The sequence below is a fragment of the Polaromonas sp. genome (assembly GCF_043778355.1).
Lineage (GTDB): Bacteria > Pseudomonadota > Gammaproteobacteria > Burkholderiales > Burkholderiaceae_C > Polaromonas.
In genome coordinates this window covers 1-2767 of record NZ_JAYWHI010000080.1, presented here as the reverse complement: position 1 = coordinate 2767, position 2767 = coordinate 1, and the positions used below count along the sequence as shown (strand labels likewise).

General features: G+C 66.4%; 4 protein-coding genes. 1 reads left to right on the top strand and 3 read right to left on the bottom strand.

The window, feature by feature from the left end:
- Positions 1-191 (bottom strand): type II toxin-antitoxin system ParD family antitoxin (locus tag ACH2CW_RS11840; RefSeq protein ID WP_395058331.1); only part of this gene is annotated, 191 nt, incomplete at its 3' end.
- A gap of 306 nt (positions 192-497) precedes the next feature.
- On the bottom strand, positions 498-1298 hold the full coding sequence (locus ACH2CW_RS11835; protein ID WP_395058329.1) for a PEP-CTERM sorting domain-containing protein: 801 nt from the start codon (positions 1296-1298) through the stop codon (positions 498-500).
- A 155-nt stretch (positions 1299-1453) separates the two neighbouring features.
- On the opposite strand from ACH2CW_RS11835, the gene ACH2CW_RS11830 reads away from it, so the two are divergent.
- The gene (locus ACH2CW_RS11830; protein WP_395058328.1) at positions 1454-2347 is read left to right on the top strand and encodes a PEP-CTERM sorting domain-containing protein; all 894 of its coding nucleotides are present in this window, start codon (positions 1454-1456) and stop codon (positions 2345-2347) included.
- Here ACH2CW_RS11830 and ACH2CW_RS11825 read toward each other — a convergent pair.
- The coding region (locus tag ACH2CW_RS11825; RefSeq protein WP_395058326.1) for a hypothetical protein at positions 2267-2767 on the bottom strand (501 nt) is incomplete at its 5' end. The two genes, ACH2CW_RS11830 and ACH2CW_RS11825, sit on opposite strands and share 81 nt — an antisense overlap.

Here is a 2767-nt window from a genome sequence, read left to right as displayed (position 1 = left end):
TCGATGGCGGCGATGCCGCCCGCCACGGCGCGCTCCAACGCACGCAGCTTGGCTGCATCCTCGCGCTGGCGCTGCTCGAGCAAGCGCAGCCCGTCGCGCACCACTTCACTGACGTTGTTGTAGCGGCCACCGCCCACCTGCTCGCGCACAAAGGTCTCGAGGCGGCTGCCGAGGGCGACACTGGTGGGCATGTGGCGAGCTCCTGATAAACTATCAGTTATTACACCACGGGAGAGGGATTCCAGCGCCTCGCGCGGCCTGTGCTCTGTCCGATGATCGCGTGTGGGTTCAGGCCCCGAAACTGAAGCCCTGTGTCGGCGCCAACAGGAAGGCATCGACGGCGACTCACCGCGCTTGCTGATGACGCGCACCGCCGGCCTGGGCTACCCCTCGAACACTCGAAAGCGATTGCGCTGGTTGATACGCATCGGCAAGCCGTGCCGCGTGTCGGGTGAAAAGCGCAGCCTGTCGAGACCTCGGCGCCATCCAGTTGCCCGTCAAGGTTTTGTGCGCCGAGCTCGACAGGTCATCGTCCAACCGGCCAGGCTCGCCAGGCCAAAAAGCAACAGCGCCCAGCTCTGCGGTTCGGGCACCGGATTGAGCACCACGCCGGGCTGCGTGAACAGGTAGACGGCCTGGCCGGCGGCCAGGTCGATGCTGGTCGTCAGCGTGCCATAGCGGTCCAGGCCCCAGGTGCCGAGATCGGCCCGCAGGTAGTCCACAGTCGACAGGGTGTTGTCGATGGAGGACGTATCGGCAAAGAACAGGTTGGCGTCGGCATAGGGCCAGACCTGGCCATAGACGCCGCCACGCCAAAGCAGCTCGGCTGGCGTTGCCGATACATGCGCTTCCATATCGACGGACACGGTGACGCGTCCCGCGCCGCTGAGCTGCAACTGGCCATATCGGTAGACGATCGTCCCACTGGGCCCCCCACCGGAGGAGGCCGCGTCGACCTGCAGTCTGGCGGCATCGAAGGCCGTCGTCAGCTGCAAGGAGCTGTCTGTGAAGCTCAGGCCACCCGGCGTCGTCCAATCGGGTTCGGCGGTCGCGGCCAGCGGGCCGGCACGATTTGCACCGCTGGCTGTCACTTGGTCTGACCAGCTGAGCTGGGGCGTGATGCCGTCGCTGGGGTCGCTGTCGTCGATTTGGATCTTCAGCGTGTCCCAGTACACGGTCACACTGCCGGTGATGGCCTGGGCCGCTGTGACGCTGCCAAGCGTCGCTGCGAGCAAGACGCTTTGGCGCAGCCAAAGGGCACAGATGCGGCGGTCGCAAGCATGTGTGTCGTGGATCATGGCAAACCTCCTTTTTCGGGTGGATGACCAAGCTACAGCGTCAGCCGGGCCAGCACCATCACTAGATTCGAAGTGCATGGTGCGCACAACCTGCCCACCGCAGCACGAGGGCAGCGGACAATCGTCCACCGTCACCGTGACCCTGGGGAGCTTGCATGAACGTGCGACAAGTCTTGATGACCCAGGCGCTTTGCCTGCTGGCGCTGGCCCCGGCTCAGGCTCGGGCCCAGTTGGCCGACTTCGCCTTCACCGGCCGGGCCATTGCCGACCTGGGCGAAGACACCCGCAGCGGTGGCGCATCGGGCCCCAGTAATGTGCCTGACAGCCTGGCCTCGTTCCTGGTCGATGGCACGACGGTGCAGGGCAGTTTCAGCATCGACCCCGCTGCAGCGAGCAGGAAACTGCCCGATGGCATCGCCATGGGCGGCACGCAGTACCTGCTGAGTTCGTCGAAGTTGCAGTTCGGAACGCTCACTCACGCCGGCGGACCGGCCTGCGACCGCTTCTTTGCCGACTGCAGCCTGGTGGTCTTCAACAACAGCGACGAACCCCTGGTGCCGGGCTTGCAGGTCGACAGGCTTTTTCTTCCGTCTTTTCGCCAAGTGGCGAACAGCCGGCCCGCCGACGTGAGCTACCTGTTGGCGCAGTTCGTGATCACCGACATCAGCGCAGGTCTGCCCGTCGGAACGGCGCCCGACCTGTACCCGAACACCGCGCTGGCTTCGGTGCTGCCCACGCTGGACAGCACGCGTGCAGACAACAACCTGCGCTACAGCGTCCTTTATTTCGGACAGACCGTTTCCGGCGTGCAATTCCGGCGCACCTTCGAAATCCAGGATGTCGTGTTCGGGCCCGTGGGCGTGGTGCCTGAACCGTCTACCTGGGCCATGGTCCTGACCGGGCTGGCCTTGCTCTGCTGCGCCCTGCGCAGGAACCGCAACACTGCCGTGGCTCTGGCGCCGGATCGCTCAGAGCGTGGGGGGTGGCAAAGGCGCGTCGGTGTCGCCGCTGACCGCATGCGGCGCATACATCAGCCGCATCGCACGTGACTGCAGCTCGACCGCGTCGTCATGGTCGCCGCAGCGGTCGAGCACGTCGCTGATGCGCAGCAGCACCTTGATCTCCCAATGCGGATCGGTGACGTGCGCTGCCTGGCCGGTGGCTTCGAAGGCCCAGTCGCGGGTGCGCTCGAGCGCCGCATGGCTGCGTCGCGAATCGCCTTGCGCATGCAGCTCGGCAACCGAACAGCTGGTCTCGGCCAGCAGGCACAGGATTTCCACCGCCTGGTCGGCCGCGCCGAGGACGCGGGCCCAGGCCAACGCCCGTTCCAGCACCAGCTCGGCCGGCCCCAGCGCCTGCAGCGCGCGGTAGCAGCGGGCCATCTGCGCCAGCGCCAGGCTCATCTCCAGCGGCTGCTGGTAGAGCTCGGCCTGGTCGAGTGCGGCGGCGGCCTCGCGCAGCGCGCTGCG

Coding starts and splice junctions, on each gene's coding strand:
- ACH2CW_RS11830 (WP_395058328.1), top strand. CDS start 1,454: ATGAACGTGCGACAAGTCTTGATGACCCAGGCGCTTTGCCTGCTGGCG.
- ACH2CW_RS11835 (WP_395058329.1), bottom strand. CDS start 1,298: ATGATCCACGACACACATGCTTGCGACCGCCGCATCTGTGCCCTTTGG.